The following is a 13,946-nucleotide window of genomic DNA, read 5'->3' on the forward strand; positions in this document are numbered from 1 at the left end:
CGAAATTTGCCTTCTACTTTGTGGAAATCTCCAGTCGAGGCAACAGGGCGGGCGGGGTCTTGACGGAGCGGATTCCCGAGTGAAGACTCCTTCAACAGTTCGTTGAATTCTTGAGTGAGGAGCACGGGTGTCCGGTCCGGACGTGAACCTGATACTGCGCTCGACGCGCGTCGTCACCCCCCAAGGCACGCGCCCCGCGTCGGTCGCCGTCGCCGGCGGGACGATCGAGGCGGTCCTGCCGTACGACGCCGAGCCGCCCTCCGGGGCCCGGCTGGAGGACCTCGGCGACGACGTCCTGCTGCCCGGACTCGTCGACACGCACGTCCATGTGAACGACCCCGGCCGCACGGAGTGGGAAGGCTTCTTCACCGCCACCCGGGCAGCCGCGGCGGGCGGCATCACCACCCTCCTGGACATGCCGCTCAACTCCCTCCCGCCGACCACCACCGTCGACCACCTGCGCACCAAGCAGCGGGTCGCCGCCCCCAAGGCGCACATCGACACCGGCTTCTGGGGCGGCGCGATACCGTCCAACACCAAGGACCTGCGACCGCTGTACGAGGCCGGGGTCTTCGGCTTCAAGTGCTTCCTGTCGCCCTCGGGCGTCGAGGAGTTCCCCGAGCTGGACCAGGAGCAACTGGCCCGCTCCATGGCCGAGATCGCCGGATTCGGCGGACTGCTCATCGTCCACGCCGAGGACCCGCACCGGCTGGCCGCCGCACCGCAGCGGGGCGGCCCCGCGTACGCGGACTTCCTCGCCTCCCGCCCGCGCGACGCCGAGAACACCGCGATCGAGACCCTGATCGCCCAGGCCGAGCGGCTGAACGCCCGTATCCACGTCCTGCACCTCTCCTCCAGTGACGCCCTGCCGCTCATCGCCGCCGCCAAGCGCGAGGGCGTGCGCGTCACGGTCGAGTCCTGCCCGCACTTCCTCACCCTCACCGCCGAGGAAGTCCCGGACGGGGCCACGGAGTTCAAGTGCTGCCCGCCCATCCGGGAGGCCGCCAACCAGGACGCGCTGTGGGACGGGCTCGCCGACGGCACCATCGACTGCATCGTCTCCGACCACTCGCCCTGCACCACCGATCTGAAGACCCCCGACTTCGCCTCCGCGTGGGGCGGCATCTCCTCCCTCCAGCTCGGCCTGCCCGCCATCTGGAGCGAGGCCCGCAGGCGTGGTCACTCCCTCGACGACGTGGCCCGCTGGATGTCGACGGCCCCCGCGGACCTGGCCGGACTGACCCGCAAGGGCGCCATCGAGGCCGGACGCGACGCCGACTTCGCCGTCCTCGCCCCCGAGGAGACGTTCACCGTCGACCCGGCCGAACTCTTCCACCGCAACCAGGTCACCGCCTACGCGGGCAGGACCCTGCACGGCGTCGTGAAGTCCACCTGGCTGCGTGGTGTCCGCATAGCGGCGGACGGCGTACTCGCCGAACCCACCGGCCGCCTCCTCGAAAGGACCCAGTGACCATGACGGACGCGGCGATACCGCGCTTCACCGGCGACGCGAGCCCCTACGCGGGCGGCGACCCGTACGCCGACCACCGCACCGCCGACTTCCCCTTCGGTCATCTCGTCGACCTCGCCGACCGGCGGCTCGGCGCCGGAGTGATCGCCGCCAACGACGAGTTCTTCGCCGAGCGGGAGAACCTGCTGAAGCCGGAGCCCGCCGAGTTCGACCCGGAGCGCTTCGGGCACAAGGGCAAGATCATGGACGGCTGGGAGACCCGCCGCCGCCGCGGCGTGAGCGCCGCGGAGCCGCACCCCACGGACGAGGACCACGACTGGGCGCTGGTGCGGCTCGGGGCGCCCGGTGTCGTCCGGGGGATCGTCGTCGACACCGCCCACTTCCGCGGCAACTACCCGCAGGCGGTCTCCGTCGAAGCGGCCTGCGTCGCCGGTTCCCCGTCCCCCGGGGAACTGCTCGCCCCCGACGTGAAGTGGACAACGCTGGTTCCCCGTACGGCCGTCGGCGGCCACGCCGCCAACGGGTTCGCCATCGACGCCGGAGCCCGCTTCACCCACCTGCGGGTCAACCAGCACCCGGACGGCGGAATCGCCCGGCTCCGCGTGTACGGCGAAGTCGCCCCGGACCCCGCCTGGCTGGCCGCCCTCGGCACCTTCGACCTCGCGGCCCTGGAGAACGGCGGGCGGGTCGAGGACGCCTCCGACCGCTTCTACTCCCCGGCCACCCACACCATCCAGCCGGGCCGCTCCCGCAAGATGGACGACGGCTGGGAGACCCGGCGCCGACGCGACAAGGGCAACGACTGGATCCGCTACGCGCTCGCCGCCCAGGCGGAGATCCGGGCCGTGGAGATCGACACCGCCTATCTCAAGGGCAACTCGGCGGGCTGGGCGAGCCTTTCGGTCCAGGACGGGGACGACGGCGACGGCGAGTGGACCGAGATCCTGCCCAGGACCCGGCTCCAGCCCGACACCAACCACCGCTTCGTCCTGGAGCGGGCCGTCCGGGGCTCCCGCGTCCGGATCGACATCTTCCCCGACGGCGGTATCTCCCGGCTGCGGCTCTTCGGCTCGCTCACCGAGGAGGGGGCGGCCCGGCTGGCCGCCCGGCACGAGGAGCCGGTCGGCTGAGCATCCGCCCTCCGGTGCTCCAGTACTCCGGTACTCCGGTGTGCCCGATGAGTCCGGATACGAGGGCTTGTGTCACCCTGGTCGAGGTGCGGCGAGGTGCCCCTGGGGCGCGGCGCCGCACTCTCGGACGTCCCGACCAGGAGTTGCCATGATCTTCATCGCCGTCAAGTTCACCGTCCTCGTCGCCGAGCGCGACAACTGGCTTCCCGCGCTGGAGGACTTCACCGTCGCCACCCGCTCGGAACCGGGCAACGTGTTCTTCGAGTGGTCCTTCAGCGTCGAGAACCCGAACCAGTTCGTGCTGCTGGAAGCCTTCGCCGACGCGGACGCCGGTGCGGCGCACGTGAAGTCCGATCACTTCACGGCGGCGATCAAGACGATGTCGGAGATGGTCGCCGAGGTTCCGGAGATCGTCAACGTCGAGGTGCCGGGCGACGGCTGGTCGCGGATGGCGGAGGTCACCCCGCGCAACCGCTGACGCTTCCAGGAGGCTCAGAACTCCTCGTGCACATCGGGGTCGCCGCCGAACCGCCGCTGCGGACCGGCGGCGATCCGTGCCATCTCCCGGGGCGTCAGCTCGAACCCGAACAGGTCCAGGTTCTCGCGCTGCCGGCCGGGGTCCGCCGACTTCGGGATCGGCACCGCACCGAGCTGGGTGTGCCAGCGGAGCACCGCCTGACCGGAGCTCACCCCGTGGGCGGCGGCGACGGCCACGGTCTCCGGGGCGTCGAGCACGTCGCGGCCCCGGGCCAGCGGGCTCCAGCTCTCGGTGACGATGCCCTTCGCCGCGTGCACGGCACGCAGTTCGTCCTGCACGAGCAGCGGGTGCATCTCGATCTGGTTCACCGCGGGCAGCACACCGGTCTCCCGCTCCAGCCGGTCGAGATGGGCGGCCGTGAAGTTGGAGACACCGATGGAGCGGACCAGCCCGTCCTCGCGGAGCTTGATCATCGCCCGCCAGGTGTCCACGTACTTGTCGACGCGGGGAAGCGGCCAGTGGATCAGATACAGGTCGACGTACTCGACCCCCAGGGCGCCGCGCGACTCCTCGAACGAGGCCAGCGTCTCCTCGTACCCGTGATGCCGGCCGGGCACCTTGGTGGTGAGGAAGACGTCTTCGCGCGGTACGCCGCCGCGGGCGATCCCGCGCCCCGTACCGGTCTCGTTGCGGTAGTTCATCGCGGTGTCGAGGAGCCGGTAGCCGAGGCCCAGGGCCCCGGCCACCGCCTTCTCGGCGGCGTCGTCGTCCAGCGGCCAGGTACCGAGGCCGACCGCGGGGATGGCGTGGCCGTCGTTCAGGGGGCGGGCCGGAGTCCTTGTCATGATCTCTCTTCCCGTTCGGCTTCCGTCCCGACCAGGGTAGGCCGGGTACCGGAACGGGGCATATGCGCCATGGCGGGGTGAGCGCGTGGGGGGTCAGGACCCCGGCCGGCCCACGCGGAGACCGGCGATGTGTGCGACCTGCGACGGGAGCGGACCCCGGCCGCCGGCGGAAGGCCGGGTTCCTGATCGCGCCGAGGCCCGCGCGCCGCCCGGGTCCGCATGGCGCCCGGGTCCGCATGGCGTACGGACCGGGCCGCGGGCGATCCGCTCGGGGGCCGCGAGGCCTGGATGATGAGCGGCGGCGCGCAGGCCGTCCGTACCGGGCACGGCCATGGCCCGCGCCCGGTACGGGAGGCGCCCGAGCCCGTCAGGCCGCGTGGCCGCCGTCCACGACGACCTCGGTCCCGGTGACGTACCCCGCCTCGGTGCTCGCCAAGTAGGCGATCAGAGAGGCGACTTCATCCGTCGTACCGAACCGGGCGAGTGCGGTCGCCGAGCGCTGGCCCTCGGCGAACGGCCCGTCGGCCGGATTCAGGTCCGTGTCGACCGGACCGGGCTGGATCAGGTTCACCGTGATGCCGCGCGGGCCGAGTTCCCTGGCGAGCGGCTTGGTGAGACCGGACAGCGCGGACTTGCTCATCGCGTAGAGGGTGCCGCCGGGGCCGCCGGCGTACCGGCTGAGGGCCGTGCCGACGGTGATGACACGTCCCCCGTCGGCCAGCCGCTCGGCGGCGGTCCGGCAGGCGAGGAACACCGCGCGTACGTTCACGGCCAGCACCCGGTCGACGTCCGCCGTGCTGAGCGTGGCGATGGGGCCGAGGACGCCGATCCCCGCGTTGTTGACGAGGATGTCGAGCCGTCCCAGTGCGTCCGCCGCACGGTTCACGGCTTCGGCGGCGGCCTCGGCGTCCGCGGCGTCGCAGCGCAGGGCGATGCCCCGGCGTCCGTGGCCCTCGATCTTCCGGACGACCGCCAGGGCCGCCTCCTCGTCCTGTACGTACGTCACGGCCACGTCGACTCCTTCCTGCGCGAGCCGCAGGGCGGTGGCGGCGCCGATGCCGCGGCTGCCGCCGGTGACGAGCGCGGTCCTGGTGGTGGTGATGCCGGTGGAGCCGGTGGTGCTGGACATGCGGGATTCCTTGCCGATGGGCGATAGGGGAGTGGTGTCGCGCAGACCACGACGTCGTGTTGACCACGTCCTGCGGCGACAAGGACAAGGAAAGTCCTCCGGCGGCCCGGACACCGGCGGGAAACGGACAGCCACTCCGTACACGCGTGCCGGCACGCGTGTACGGACCCCTTCGCTCCGCCCGACAGGTGAGCCGATGAGTTACGGGCGAGAGTGGAGTCATGAGTGAGCAGGCGCCGGCCCTGTCGACGGGGCCCGGTGCGCGATCAGAAGGAGCACGGGCATGGCCGAACTGACTCTCACCACTTTCCTGACGCTCGACGGAGTCATCCAGGGACCCGGAGGCCCCGAAGAGGACAGGAGCGGCGGCTTCGGGCAGGGAGGCTGGATCGTGCCGTTCGCGGACGAGGGCATGGGCCAGTTCATCAGCGAGGTGTTCGAGCGCCCGGTGGCCTTCCTGCTCGGACGGCGTACGTATGACATCTTCGCGGCGCACTGGCCCAAGGTCACCGACGAGGGGGACCAGGTGGCGGCCCGGCTCAACGGGCTGCCGAAGTACGTCGTCTCCTCGACGCTCAAGGACCCGGAGTGGGAGCACACCACTGTTGTCGACGGGGACCTCGCGGCCGAGGTGGCCGGGCTGAAGGAGCGGATCGGGGACGGTGAGCTCCAGATCCACGGCAGCGTCCGGCTCGCCCAGGAGCTGATGGCGCTCGATCTCATCGACCAGTACAACCTGCTGATCTTCCCCGTCGTCCTCGGCGCCGGCCGTCGCCTCTTCGCGGAGGGCGCACTGCCGACCGCGTTCGAACTGGCGGCCGCACGCACGACCTCCACCGGCGTCGCGATCCACACCTACCGCCCCAGCGGCCGGGCGCGCTACGGATCGTTCGCCCTCGACGAGTGAGCCGTGGCTTCAGGGTGGGGGCGGCAGCGGGGCCCCGTTCGTCGCGCAGGCGCGCAGGCGTCCGAGGATCGCCCGCGCCGCCTTCGTGTATCCGATCGTGTTGTCGTGCAGCACCGACTCCGCGTTGGCCAGTTCGAGGAACGCGATGATCTCGAAGGCCAGTTGGGAGACGTCCGTGTCCTCGGCGAGTTCGCCGAGGACACGGGCCTCCTCGACCGTCTGCTCGACGAAGGTGACCCAGCCGGTCTGTGCGGACACCAGTGCGTCGTGCACCCGGCCCTCGACGGCGTCGAATTCGGCGATGGTGGAGTAGAAGAAGCAGCCGCCGGGAAACACCCGCCCCCGTGAGTAGGCGATCCAGCTCTCGCACAGCCGCCATAAGCGCCCCAGACCGGCCGGCAGGGCCCTGGCGGGTTTCAGCACATGGTCGACGTAGATCGTGACGGCGGTCTGGACGGTGGCGAGTTGAAGCTCCTCCTGGGAGCCGAAGAGGGCGAACACACCGCTCGTGCTCAGTTTCAGGTCCGTGGCCAGCCCTCGGAGCGAGATTCCCGCCAGGCCCTGGGTCGAGGCGACCGCCGCCGCGTGCCCGAGAATCAGCTGCCGGGTCCCGTCCTCCTTCCCGGTCCGCTCTGTCCGCTCGGTCTGGACGGTATGCCCGGTCCGCTCGATCTGCCCGGTCGGGACGGTCCGCCCGGTCGGTCCGGCCCGTCCGGTCCGCTCGGGCCGGTCGTCCGGCCGCGATCCAGTCATGTGCCAACTCCGTGCGTCGAAGGGCGGGAGGCGTCATTCTAGGAGCGCCACCGGTGGGTGCCCGGTCCAGGAGACCGGCCGTTGAGACAGGTGTTCCCGTCGGCGGTTCCCGCCCGGTACCGTGACCGCTCCGCGTGTGAGCCGGCGAGGTCTCCACATCGTTTCCCGTTGTGGAGAACCAGGAGAACCCGGTGTCCTCTGTCGCCCTGCCCGTCCTCGTGCCGCCGCGCCGCGCCTGGCTCACCGACCTGCCCGTACTGCTGGTCGCCGTCGTCTGGGGTGCCAGCTATCTCGCGGCCAAGGGCATCACCACGACCCACACCGTCGTCGCCGTCCTCGTCCTGCGCTTCGCGATCGTGCTGCCGGTCCTGGCCGTCGCCGGGTGGCGGGGGCTGCGGGCGCTGAGCGCCGGGCAGTGGCGCGGGGCCGGTCTGCTCGGCCTCGTGCTCAGCGGGATCTTCCTGCTGGAGACCTATGGAGTGGTGCACACCTCGGCGACCAACGCGGGACTGATCATCAGCCTCACGATGATCCTCACCCCGCTCGCCGAGGCCGCGGTGACCCGGGTCCGGCCGCCCGCCCGCTTCCTCGCCGCGGCGGGGCTCTCCGTCGCGGGTGTGGTGCTCCTGACCCAGGGGGGCGGGTTCACCAGCCCCTCGACCGGTGACCTCCTGATGCTGCTGGCCGCTCTCGCCCGGACCGTCCATGTCCTGGCCATGGCCCGTATCAAGGCGGTCCAGGAAGCGGATTCGCTCTCCCTGACCACCGTCCAGCTCGGCGGCGCCGTCGCGGTCTTCGCCGTCCTCGCCGCCGTTCCGGGCACCGGTTCCGCGCCCTGGACCGTCGCGGCGGACTTCGGTGCCCGGGAGTGGGCCGGGCTGATCTTCCTGTCCGTGTTCTGTACGCTCTTCGCGTTCTTCGTGCAGATGTGGTCGGTACGCCGCACCTCACCCTCCCGCGTCAGCCTGCTGCTCGGTACGGAGCCGCTGTGGGCCGCCGCCGTGGGCATCACGATCGGCGGCGAGCGGCTCGGTGTCCTCGGTCTGTCCGGCGCGCTGCTGGTGCTGGCCGGCACGGCGTGGGGACGGCGCAGCGCGGACGGAGCGCCGCCCGCCTCCTGACCGATCGTGCCGTGAGGCTCATGTCCTGATCGAGTCGGCCGCGATCATCACCGCGGCCCCCGTCACCACCAGCACGATATTGACGAACACCCCGTACTCGCTCATGAAGTCGAGCCGCCGCACCACCGTCCACAGCCGGAACCAGCCCGTCCACTCGTAGAGGAGCCCGGCGGCGCCCTGGGCGAAGACGAGGAACCCGACCGACTCGACAATTTTCTTCATGGGCCGAGCCTTCCGCCCGTGCCGCCGCCCCCGCGTCGGCCACCGGTCTTCGTCCGCGCGCCGAAAGTCGCGGACCGTACGACTTTGGTCGCTTCCTGCCCCCGGCAGGCCCGTCCGGGCCGCTCACCCGCATAGATTTATCGATATGACCCGCACCGAGTACCGCTGGCTGTTGCCGTCGGCGATGGCCGAACCAGAGCTGCCCGACGACCGGGCGCGCTCACGCCGCACCGTGCGGGACTGGGCCGTCGACATCGCGGCCTTCCTGTGCGCCGCGTTCTTCGGCATGCTCGTGGTCGGTGCGATCGACGCCGACCACACCACGCCGGACATGGTCGTCTTCGTGGACTCGCTGATCGGCGCGGCCGCGTGCTGCGCCCTCTGGGTGCGGCGGCGCTGGCCCGTCGGGCTGGCGGTGGCCATGATCGCCGTCGGCATCGTGGAGCCGGTCGCGGCGGGCGCCCTGCTGGTCGCCCTGTTCAGCCTGGCCGTGCACCGGCCGTTCAGACCCACCGCGGTCGTCGGCGCCCTCGCCCTCGCCGTGGCTCCGCTCCAGCCCTATCTGCGCCCGGACCCGGAGACCTCCTACCTCGCCTCGACGGTCATCGGCGTGCTGCTCACCCTGCTGGTGCTCAGCTGGGGCATGGTCGTACGGTCCAGGCGCCAGCTCGTCGTCACCCTGCGGGAACGGGCGCGCCGGGCGGAGGCCGAGGCCGAACTGCGCGCGGAACAGGCCCAGCGGCTGGCCCGCGAGGCCATCGCCCGCGAAATGCACGATGTCCTCGCCCACCGGCTGACCCTGCTCAGCGTGCACGCCGGAGCACTCGAATTCCGCCCCGACGCGCCCCCGGCCGAGGTCGGCCGGGCCGCCGGAGTCATCAGGGACAGCGCCCACGAGGCGCTCCAGGACCTCCGCGAGATCATCGGCGTACTCCGAGCGCCCGGGGAGGGCGACGAGAGCCACCGGCCGCAGCCCACCCTCGTCACCCTGGACGCCCTGATCGCCGAGTCCCGGCTGGCCGGAATGAAGGTCACCCTCGACAACCGTGTGGCCGACCCCGCCGCCGCCCCCGCTGCCACCGGCCGCACCGTCTACCGCATCGCGCAGGAGTGCCTCACCAACGCGCGCAAGCACGCGCCGGGCGCCGAGGTCACCGTCACCGTGACCGGCGGGCCGGGCGAGGGGCTCACGATCGAGGTCCGCAACCCGGCCCCCACCGAACCCTTCGAGCGGGTGCCCGGCTCGGGACAGGGGCTCATCGGACTCACCGAACGCGCCACCCTCACCGGTGGCCACCTGGACCACGGGCCCGAGGCCGACGGCGGGTTCGCCGTCCGCGCCCGACTGCCGTGGCCCGCCGCGTGATGCCGCGACGGCCGGGAGCGGCCGCGGGCCGGGTGCGGGACCCCCGCCGGAGCTGGCTACGGTGGCCCTCATGAACACCCCGATGTCTCCCACGCCCCCGGTGGCGCAACCGGTCCGGCTGCTCATCGTCGACGACGACCCGCTCGTCCGGGCAGGGCTCACGCTGATGCTCGGCGGCGCCGACGGCATCGACATCGTGGGAGAGGGCGCCGACGGCCACGAGGTCGCCGCACTGGTCGACCGGCTGCGCCCCGATGTGGTGCTGATGGACATCCGGATGCCCGGCATGGACGGGCTCACCGCGACCGAGGAGCTGCGCCGCCGTCCCTCGGCCCCTGAGGTCGTCGTCCTCACCACCTTCCACGCCGATGAGCAGGTGCTGCGGGCCATTCGCGCGGGAGCCGCAGGATTTGTCCTGAAAGACACCCCACCCGCGCAGATCGTCGAGTCGGTCCGGCGGGTGGCCGCCGGTGATCCGGTCCTCTCGCCCGCTGTCACACGGCAGTTGATGGCACGTGCCGCGGGCGGCGCACCGGACGACCGCGGCAGCCGTGCGGACCGGGCGCGCAGGCGCTTCGACGATCTGGCCGAGCGGGAACGGGAGGTCGCCCTCGCCGTCGGACGCGGCGGGTCCAACGCGGAGATCGCGGGTTCGCTGTATCTGAGCGTGGCCACCGTGAAGACGCACGTGTCCCGGATTCTCGCCAAACTCGACCTCAACAACCGTGTCCAGATCGCACTGTTGGTGCACGACGCCGGGCTGCTCGACGAGGACGGTGGGGACGGGGGCGGCATACGCTGACCGGACCGGACCTGAAGGGGGCGGACCATGTCCGTGATCGATCTGCGTGATGTGCCGGACTTCGTGGCGAATCCGTATCCGTACTACGCGAAACTGCGCGTCGAGGGGCCCGTGCACGCCATTCGCACCGATCAACTCGAACGGGCGTGGCTGATCGTCGGGTACGACGAGGGCAGGGCGGCCCTCGCGGACCCGCGCTTCAACAAGGACTGGCGGCCGACGGGACGCTGGCCGGACGGGGACAGTGCGATCAGCACGAACATGCTGGAGCTGGACGCACCCCGGCACACCCGGCTGCGCAGGCTCGTCGCCCGTGAGTTCACCTCCCGGCGGATCGAGGCGCTGCGCCCGCGCGTCGAGGAGATCACCGCGGAACTGCTCGACGCGATGCCCGCCACCGGCAGCGCCGACCTCGTCGACGCGCTCGCCTTTCCGCTGCCGATGACCGTCATCTGCGAGCTGCTCGGTGTGCCGGACCTGGACCGCGACGCCTTTCGCCTGCTGTCGAACGGAGTCGTCTCCCCGACCCCGGAGCAGAAGGAGGGCGATGCGGTCGGCGCCATGGGCGACTACCTGGTCGAACTCATCGAGGACAAGCGATGCTCGCCGGGCGACGACCTGATGAGCGCGCTGATCCGGGCGCGCGACGAGGGCGGTGACGGGCTGTCTCCCGACGAACTGGTGGGCATGGCCTTCCTGTTGCTCGTCGCGGGCCACGAGACGACGGTCAATCTCATCTCCAACGGGGTACGGGCGCTGCTCGACCATCCGGCGCAACTGGCCCTGCTCCGGGCCGACCCCGGTCTGATCGACGGCGCGATCGAGGAGACGCTGCGCTACGACGGACCGGTGGAGACGGCCACGCTGCGGTTCACCCGCGAACCGGTGACGATCGGCTCCACCGTCATCCCGGCGGACGAAGTGGTGGTCGTGGCGCTGGGCTCCGGCGGCCGTGACCCCGGCCGCTTCCCGGACCCGGACACCTTCGACATCCGCCGCGACACCCAGGGACATCTGGCCTTCGGACACGGGGTGCACTTCTGCCTGGGTGCGCCGCTGGCCCGGATGGAGGCCCGGATCGCGATCCGGGCACTGCTGGAGCGCTGCCCCGGCCTCGCACGCGACCCGGACGGCGGGGAGCCCGAGTGGGTGCCCGGCCTGCTGCTGCGGGGTGTGCGGCGGCTGCCGGTGCGCTGGTGACGCCGCCCCGTACACCCCGGCCGCGGCCCGTGCGATCGGGCAAGCCGTCCACCAGGTCATCCGCCGGGCCGATCGCCGAGCGATTCGCGCGGCCGATCGCCATGTCATACGGAAAGGAACCGTGTTGACCACCGAAGCCATGGTCGACCTCGCCGCACTCGGCGAGGACTTCGTTCGCGACCCCTACCCCGTGTACGCGCGACTGCGGGCCCTGGGACCCGTCCACCGGGTCCGCATTCCCGAGGGCACTCCTGCCTGGCTCGTCGTCGGCTACGACGTGGGGCGTGAACTCCTCGCCGACCAGCGCCTGTCCAAGCAGTGGCAGAACGCCTCGCCCGCGCTGGGCGTGTCCAAGGTCTCCGCCGGTACGACCATGCTCAGCAGCGACGCGCCCGACCACACCCGGCTGAGAAAGCTGGTGACCAGGGAGTTCACCCCGCGCCGCATGGAAGCACTCGCGCCGCGTATCCAGGAGATGACGGACGAGCTCCTGGACGCGATGCTCGCATCGGAGGGCCGGAGCGCCGACCTCGTGGAGGGGCTGTCCTTCCCGCTGCCGATGTCCGTCATCTGCGAACTGCTGGGGGTGCCGTTCCTGGACCGGACGGTGTTCCGGGAGTGGTCCAACCTCGCCCTCTCGGCCGCCGCGGCCGAGTCCCGCGCCCACGCGACGGCGGAGATGACCGCCTACTTGACCCGGCTCCTGGCCGGCAAGCGCGAGCAGCCGGGCGACGACCTGCTCAGCGCGCTGATCCACACATCGGACGGCGACGGCGACCGGCTCTCCGGCGACGAGCTGTTGGGCATGGCCTGGCTGCTGCTCATCGCGGGACACGAGACCACCGTCGGCCTCATCACCAACGGCATACACCATCTGCTCGCCCATCCGGATCAACTGATGGCTCTGCGCGCGGACTTCGGCCTCATCGACAAGGCCGTCGAGGAGATCCTGCGCTTCGAGGGACCCGTCGAGACCCCCACGTACCGCTTCACCACCGAGCCGATCGAGGTCGGCGGCACGGTCATCCCGGGCGGCGGGGAGCTGGTCCTCGTGGCGATGTCGGACGCCAACCGCGACCCCGCCCGGTACGCGGAGGCGGACCGCTTCGACATCACGCGGGACGCCCGCGGCCATGTCGCGTTCGGCCATGGCATCCACTACTGCCTGGGTGCGCCGCTGGCCCGTATCGAGGCCCGGATCGCCATCAGGTCGCTGCTGGAGCGCTGCCCGGACCTGCGACCGGCCGCGGACCCGGCGACGCTGAGCTGGCGCACCGGGATGCTGATGCGGGGGCCGCTCACCCTGCCGGTGGCCTGGTGAGTGCCCGCCCCGTGTGTGGGGCGCCCGGTCCGGTGATGCCGCGCCGCGGGTGACTGCCCGGGGACGCCGGCCGGTCAGTCCCCGGGGATCTCCCGCAGGCTCACCGGCCGGCGTTCGCGGCGTGACACCTCGCACGCCTCCGCGATCCGCAGCGCGTGCAGCGCCTCCCGCCCGTCGCACGGATTGGCCAGCTCGCCCCGCGCCACCCTGAGGAACGCGTCCAGCTCCGCCTCGTACGCCGGCGCGAACCGTTCCAGGAAACCCGGCCAGGGCTTCGGCGGGGCGGCGGGGCCCTGCGGTTCCGCCGAGGTGAGCGGGGTGCGGTCGTCGAGGCCGACCGCGAGCTGATCGCGTTCGCCCGCCAGTTCCATCCGTACGTCGTATCCGGCGCCGTTGCACCGGGTGGCCGTGGCCGTGGCGAGCGTCCCGTCGTCCAGGGTCAGCAGGACCGCGGCCGTGTCGACATCGCCCGCCTCGCGGAACATCGCGGGCCCGGCGTCCGACCCCATGGCGTACACCTCGCTCACCTCGCGGCCCGTCACCCACCGCAGCATGTCGAAGTCATGGACCAGGCAGTCCCGGTACAGGCCGCCGGAGAGCGGGAGGTAGGCGGCGGGCGGCGGCGCCGCGTCCGAGGTGATCGTGCGCACGGTGTGCAACCGTCCGAGCCGCCCCTCCCGTACGGCGGCGCGGGCCGCGGCGAACCCCGCGTCGAAGCGCCGCATGAATCCCAGCTGGAGTACGGATCCCGCCGATTCGACCGCCGCCAGGGCGCCCAGGGTGCCGGGCAGATCGAGGGCGATCGGCTTCTCGCAGAACGAGGGGAGCCCGGCGCGGGCGGCCCGCTCGATGAGACCCGCGTGGGCGGAGGTCGCCGAGGCGATCACCAGCGCGTCCACACCGCCGTCCGCGCGGGAGGCGAACATCTCGTCCACCGCGACGGCCGCGGCCCCGGTCCGCGCGGCGACCCCGGCCGCCCGGTCCCGATCGGCGTCCGCCACCACCAGTGAGTCCACGGCGGAGTGACGGCTCAGCGTCTCCGCATGGAAACTGCCGATTCGTCCCGTTCCGATGAGTCCGATGCGCATGGCCCAAAGGTGACGTTCGCCCCTTCGTCATGTCAAGCGTTTGTCCTGACAAATGAGGGACCGTTCTCCCGCTGCACCGGCCGCCATGGTTTTGTCCGGACAATCGAACTACG

The 13,946-nt window shown here is 71.7% G+C and carries 14 protein-coding genes; 9 read left to right on the forward strand and 5 right to left on the reverse strand.

Annotated features, from left to right (window positions below; genetic code table 11):
- Positions 1-127 precede the first annotated feature (127 nt).
- From allB to OG251_RS32625, 3 genes are all read left to right on the forward strand, one after another.
- Positions 128-1,471 (forward strand): allantoinase AllB, encoded by a 1,344-nt coding sequence (gene allB, locus OG251_RS32615; protein ID WP_326680463.1) that lies wholly within the window; start codon positions 128-130, stop codon positions 1,469-1,471.
- A gap of 2 nt (positions 1,472-1,473) precedes the next feature.
- The gene (alc, locus tag OG251_RS32620; protein ID WP_326680464.1) at positions 1,474-2,601 is read left to right on the forward strand and encodes an allantoicase; all 1,128 of its coding nucleotides are present in this window, start codon (positions 1,474-1,476) and stop codon (positions 2,599-2,601) included.
- 148 nt (positions 2,602-2,749) lie between these two features.
- On the forward strand, positions 2,750-3,079 hold the full coding sequence (locus OG251_RS32625) for a putative quinol monooxygenase (protein WP_326680465.1): 330 nt from the start codon (positions 2,750-2,752) through the stop codon (positions 3,077-3,079).
- Between the two features lie 14 nt (positions 3,080-3,093).
- Here OG251_RS32625 and OG251_RS32630 read toward each other — a convergent pair whose 3' ends face one another.
- Together OG251_RS32630 and OG251_RS32635 are read right to left on the reverse strand one after the other, a co-directional pair.
- Positions 3,094-3,924: an aldo/keto reductase gene (locus OG251_RS32630; RefSeq protein WP_326680466.1), complete on the reverse strand. Its 831-nt coding sequence runs from the start codon at positions 3,922-3,924 to the stop codon at positions 3,094-3,096.
- 367 nt (positions 3,925-4,291) lie between these two features.
- A complete protein-coding gene (locus OG251_RS32635) occupies positions 4,292-5,053 on the reverse strand; it encodes an SDR family NAD(P)-dependent oxidoreductase (RefSeq protein ID WP_326680467.1) in 762 nt (253 codons plus the stop codon).
- A 283-nt stretch (positions 5,054-5,336) separates the two neighbouring features.
- On the opposite strand from OG251_RS32635, the gene OG251_RS32640 reads away from it, so the two are divergent.
- The gene (locus tag OG251_RS32640; protein WP_326680468.1) at positions 5,337-5,960 is read left to right on the forward strand and encodes a dihydrofolate reductase family protein; all 624 of its coding nucleotides are present in this window, start codon (positions 5,337-5,339) and stop codon (positions 5,958-5,960) included.
- Between the two features lie 9 nt (positions 5,961-5,969).
- Here the strand turns inward: OG251_RS32640 and OG251_RS32645 are convergent, their stop codons facing one another.
- Positions 5,970-6,713 (reverse strand): TetR/AcrR family transcriptional regulator, encoded by a 744-nt coding sequence (locus OG251_RS32645; protein ID WP_326680469.1) that lies wholly within the window; start codon positions 6,711-6,713, stop codon positions 5,970-5,972.
- 191 nt (positions 6,714-6,904) lie between these two features.
- Here OG251_RS32645 and OG251_RS32650 point away from each other — a divergent pair, with 191 nt between their 5' ends.
- A complete protein-coding gene (locus tag OG251_RS32650) occupies positions 6,905-7,834 on the forward strand; it encodes a DMT family transporter (protein WP_326680470.1) in 930 nt (309 codons plus the stop codon).
- A gap of 18 nt (positions 7,835-7,852) precedes the next feature.
- Here OG251_RS32650 and OG251_RS32655 read toward each other — a convergent pair whose 3' ends face one another.
- A complete protein-coding gene (locus tag OG251_RS32655; protein WP_326680471.1) occupies positions 7,853-8,056 on the reverse strand; it encodes a hypothetical protein in 204 nt (67 codons plus the stop codon).
- A gap of 145 nt (positions 8,057-8,201) precedes the next feature.
- Here OG251_RS32655 and OG251_RS32660 point away from each other — a divergent pair, with 145 nt between their 5' ends.
- The 4 genes from OG251_RS32660 (at position 8,202) to OG251_RS32675 (ending at position 12,745) form a co-directional block, all read left to right on the forward strand.
- Positions 8,202-9,422 (forward strand): sensor histidine kinase, encoded by a 1,221-nt coding sequence (locus OG251_RS32660; RefSeq protein WP_326680472.1) that lies wholly within the window; start codon positions 8,202-8,204, stop codon positions 9,420-9,422.
- A 70-nt stretch (positions 9,423-9,492) separates the two neighbouring features.
- Positions 9,493-10,224: a response regulator transcription factor gene (locus tag OG251_RS32665; RefSeq protein ID WP_326680473.1), complete on the forward strand. Its 732-nt coding sequence runs from the start codon at positions 9,493-9,495 to the stop codon at positions 10,222-10,224.
- A gap of 27 nt (positions 10,225-10,251) precedes the next feature.
- Positions 10,252-11,424 (forward strand): cytochrome P450 family protein, encoded by a 1,173-nt coding sequence (locus OG251_RS32670; protein WP_326680474.1) that lies wholly within the window; start codon positions 10,252-10,254, stop codon positions 11,422-11,424.
- 124 nt (positions 11,425-11,548) lie between these two features.
- Entirely contained in the window at positions 11,549-12,745 is a 1,197-nt protein-coding gene (locus OG251_RS32675) for a cytochrome P450 family protein (protein ID WP_326680475.1), read from the forward strand.
- Positions 12,746-12,819: 74 nt separating this feature from the next.
- Here the strand turns inward: OG251_RS32675 and OG251_RS32680 are convergent, their stop codons facing one another.
- Complete coding sequence (locus OG251_RS32680) at positions 12,820-13,833, reverse strand: Gfo/Idh/MocA family protein (RefSeq protein WP_326680476.1); 1,014 nt, start codon at positions 13,831-13,833, stop codon at positions 12,820-12,822.
- Positions 13,834-13,946: the final 113 nt, after the last annotated feature.

It is taken from the genome of Streptomyces sp. NBC_01237 (assembly GCF_035917275.1).
Classification (GTDB): domain Bacteria; phylum Actinomycetota; class Actinomycetes; order Streptomycetales; family Streptomycetaceae; genus Streptomyces.

Excerpts from the sequence above, each read along its gene's own strand:
- alc (WP_326680464.1), top strand. The coding sequence starts at position 1,474 with ATGACGGACGCGGCGATACCGCGCTTCACCGGCGACGCGAGCCCCTAC.
- OG251_RS32625 (WP_326680465.1), top strand. The coding sequence starts at position 2,750 with ATGATCTTCATCGCCGTCAAGTTCACCGTCCTCGTCGCCGAGCGCGAC.
- OG251_RS32630 (WP_326680466.1), bottom strand. The coding sequence starts at position 3,924 with ATGACAAGGACTCCGGCCCGCCCCCTGAACGACGGCCACGCCATCCCC.
- OG251_RS32635 (WP_326680467.1), bottom strand. The coding sequence starts at position 5,053 with ATGTCCAGCACCACCGGCTCCACCGGCATCACCACCACCAGGACCGCG.
- OG251_RS32640 (WP_326680468.1), top strand. The coding sequence starts at position 5,337 with ATGGCCGAACTGACTCTCACCACTTTCCTGACGCTCGACGGAGTCATC.
- OG251_RS32645 (WP_326680469.1), bottom strand. The coding sequence starts at position 6,713 with ATGACTGGATCGCGGCCGGACGACCGGCCCGAGCGGACCGGACGGGCC.
- OG251_RS32655 (WP_326680471.1), bottom strand. The coding sequence starts at position 8,056 with ATGAAGAAAATTGTCGAGTCGGTCGGGTTCCTCGTCTTCGCCCAGGGC.
- OG251_RS32660 (WP_326680472.1), top strand. The coding sequence starts at position 8,202 with ATGACCCGCACCGAGTACCGCTGGCTGTTGCCGTCGGCGATGGCCGAA.
- OG251_RS32665 (WP_326680473.1), top strand. The coding sequence starts at position 9,493 with ATGAACACCCCGATGTCTCCCACGCCCCCGGTGGCGCAACCGGTCCGG.
- OG251_RS32670 (WP_326680474.1), top strand. The coding sequence starts at position 10,252 with ATGTCCGTGATCGATCTGCGTGATGTGCCGGACTTCGTGGCGAATCCG.
- OG251_RS32680 (WP_326680476.1), bottom strand. The coding sequence starts at position 13,833 with ATGCGCATCGGACTCATCGGAACGGGACGAATCGGCAGTTTCCATGCG.